Source organism: Peptoniphilus sp. (assembly GCF_022767005.1).
Lineage (GTDB): Bacteria > Bacillota > Clostridia > Tissierellales > Peptoniphilaceae > Peptoniphilus_A.
Genome location: NZ_JALEOV010000091.1, coordinates 1 through 2,727, shown reverse-complemented (window position 1 = coordinate 2,727; position 2,727 = coordinate 1). Strand labels below are relative to the sequence as shown.

At 31.8% G+C, this 2,727-nt stretch carries 3 protein-coding genes and 1 tRNA gene; 1 reads left to right on the top strand and 3 read right to left on the bottom strand.

Annotation, left to right across the window (positions count from 1 at the left end; translation table 11 throughout):
- Positions 1 to 54 precede the first annotated feature (54 nt).
- Positions 55 to 141, top strand: a tRNA-Leu gene (locus MR285_RS06775).
- Between the two features lie 205 nt (positions 142 to 346).
- Here the strand turns inward: MR285_RS06775 and MR285_RS06770 are convergent.
- The 3 genes from MR285_RS06770 to MR285_RS06760 all read right to left on the bottom strand — a co-directional run.
- A complete protein-coding gene (locus MR285_RS06770; protein WP_293559336.1) occupies positions 347 to 1,540 on the bottom strand; it encodes a site-specific integrase in 1,194 nt (397 codons plus the stop codon).
- Between the two features lie 137 nt (positions 1,541 to 1,677).
- A complete protein-coding gene (locus MR285_RS06765) occupies positions 1,678 to 2,409 on the bottom strand; it encodes a hypothetical protein (RefSeq protein WP_293559338.1) in 732 nt (243 codons plus the stop codon).
- Positions 2,410 to 2,466: 57 nt separating this feature from the next.
- A partial coding sequence (locus MR285_RS06760) for a S24 family peptidase (RefSeq protein WP_293559334.1) occupies positions 2,467 to 2,727 on the bottom strand: 261 nt, incomplete at its 5' end.

Here is a 2,727-nt window from a genome sequence, read left to right as displayed (position 1 = left end):
ATTCCCACTATCCACCCCACAATATATTGAAGTGTCTTAGACACTTCTTTTTTTGCTAGAGTGGCGGAATTGGCAGACGCACCAGACTCAAAATCTGGCGGTCGCAAGATCGTGTGGGTTCAAGTCCCACCTTTAGCACCATTTTATGTTATCGTGTATTATTGTAAATTATCGTTTGTTTGTATTTTAAGCGGTTTACAGTGATACACGATTTTTTTATTCTCGTGTAATATTGTTTTTTTGTCGTCTATTTTTGCCAAAATCCACACCAAATGTCCACTTTTTTTAGAATGGATTCTTTATTTTAAGCCTTTTAAAAGTTTGTTTGTAAAAAAGTATCCACTTTTTAAAAAGATATTACATTATCCTTTTTCTTAACTTTAACTCTGTTTGGTAAGTCAAAGGCACTCTCATATATATCTCGGTTATCCTCAACTGCGTGTATATATTTTTGAGCTGACTCTATGCTGTAGTCTCCCAAATGCTTAGCTATGCTTGGCAAAGGGACATTTGCATAGGCTAGCAGAGTTGCACTTGTATGTCTTAGTCCATAAGGCGGTATATATCTTAATCCATGTTTTTTGCAAAACTTACACCAGAAATCTCGGAATTTTCCTTTGCCCCAATGTGATCCATCGTCTAAGGTAAAGACATAGTTTTCTTCAAAAGGAATTTTTAATTTTAATTCTGCATATTTCATTTTCTCGTTATTTTTATGGACTTTTAAAAGCGACAGTGCATAGTCAGTCAAAATTGAAGTCCTGACATTCTCGTTTTTTGTGCTTTTATAGATGTATCCCTTTGTTGTAGCTGCTAAAGACTTGTCCACCAGGATCTCTTTTCTTTCAAAGCTAACTTTATTCCATACTAGTCCCATAATTTCAGCAGGTCTAAAGCCGCAGACATAGGATAGGACAAAATAAGTTAATTTATCAGTAGTAGCATACTCTGACAGCTTTTCTAAGTTTTCTTTTAACTCATCTGGAGTGTAAAACTTAGATACAGACAAGGGCCTGTTGGGTACATTAACTTGAATTTTACTTGCAGGGTTTTTATTCATGAGATCTCTATCGACGCAGTCCTCAAAAATTGCTTTTAAGACTGTCAAATAATGTTTCTTAGTTTTTTGTGACAATGGCTTGCCATTAGCTTTTTTAGCATTATCAAGCATAGAGAAAAAGTTTTTTACATCTAAGTTACTTATAGTCTTAATTTTCTTGTTGCCAAAAAAAGTATAAGTTCTATTTCTTAGGTATCTTACATACCAGTCGATAGTGTTTTGCTCACGCTTTTTATTTTTTATAAATATCTTTTCAAAGTAATCTTTTAAATTTAAGTCTCCAGGGTTGGAAACTTCATTTAATTCTTTATCTACCTCTCTTTCTAACACGGCTTCCTTGGTAAACAACAAAGCATCTAGTTGTCTACCAGTAAGTTCAGTTTCTAGGGTCAAGGTTTTTGTTTTCCTTGCGCCTGTGCTATAATCTTTCTTATCAATTCGTATTTGGTAGCGACCGCCACCTAAGTCTTTGATTGCCATTTTGCCTCCTAAATAGGATACAAAAAATCAATCTAATAGAATTAATTAAACAAATGTGGTATAATTGTTTTGCAAAGGTAAAAGCGTTATTTATAACACTTTATTAGGGGATGTGCTTGTCACGTCCTCTTTTTTTTTTAATTTTTATAATCGTTTGTTCTAATACCATTAAAAAATATTATTAAAAAAAGTATCATGACTATTAAAATCCATTTACTTTGGATTGCCAAATACAGAAGAAAATATATTACGGTTAATGGTAATATAGCAAACTTAAATATCTTTAAATTTCTTTCCGAAGTTCCTCTTGGTTTATCGTAAATAACTTCATAGTAAGACCTGTAAGGTAAATTGTTTGATTTATTAATCTTTTTATAGAGTTTATAGACTTTTTCTTTATTATTTTTAGTCAAATCACCTTCAAAAAATACTCTATTTTTATTATCGTAGATTGTGACTACATTGTCTTCTATAAGAATTTCACTTATGTCATCAAATGATAAATTAATATTAGTATCAATTTTTTCTGAAGCTTTTAAAAGCATGGTGTCCATTATAATAACTAAATCACCATTTTTATTATAAATAGTGTCATTATCAGGGGAAGTGACAGCGCTTACTTCTTGTTCAGTATTTAACATTGACTTATCTTCCGTATTATTTTTTGTTGAAGAAATTACATCATTAAGTCCAACTGTGGTTTTGTTATAAACTTTATTATATACAGATTTCTTTGGATCATTTATTAATCCCATGCCTTTTTTTCCATAAGTTGGGTTTATTGCTCTTTTTGCTGCTCTCTTATATTTAGAAGTTGTTCTAGCTTTAAAAGATTTTTTAATGCTAGGTTTTCGCATTCCCATTTTCATTTTTACCGCTCCTAAAATTAAAATAGTAAATTAGAGAGTGCTTGCGCACTGCACTCTCTATTCTTTTTTGCTATATACACCTACTAATTTTCCTAAAACTCGTATATTGCCACTTGTGTAAACTCTAGGCCAATCCGTCATGCTTGGGTTTTCTGCTTGTAGGATTACACTATTATTTGTTTTGCTAAACCTTTTTAAAGTTGCTTCATTGTCTAGTAGGATTGCTCCTATTTCTCCATTTTCCAGAGTAGGTTGTTTTCTAATAAAAACAATGTCTCCGTCGAATATATTTGCGTTTATCATACTTTCGCCCTTAAC

Bases quoted from the DNA above. Each gene is read 5' to 3' on its own strand.
- MR285_RS06770 (WP_293559336.1), bottom strand. From the start codon at position 1,540: ATGGCAATCAAAGACTTAGGTGGCGGTCGCTACCAAATACGAATTGAT.
- MR285_RS06765 (WP_293559338.1), bottom strand. From the start codon at position 2,409: ATGAAAATGGGAATGCGAAAACCTAGCATTAAAAAATCTTTTAAAGCT.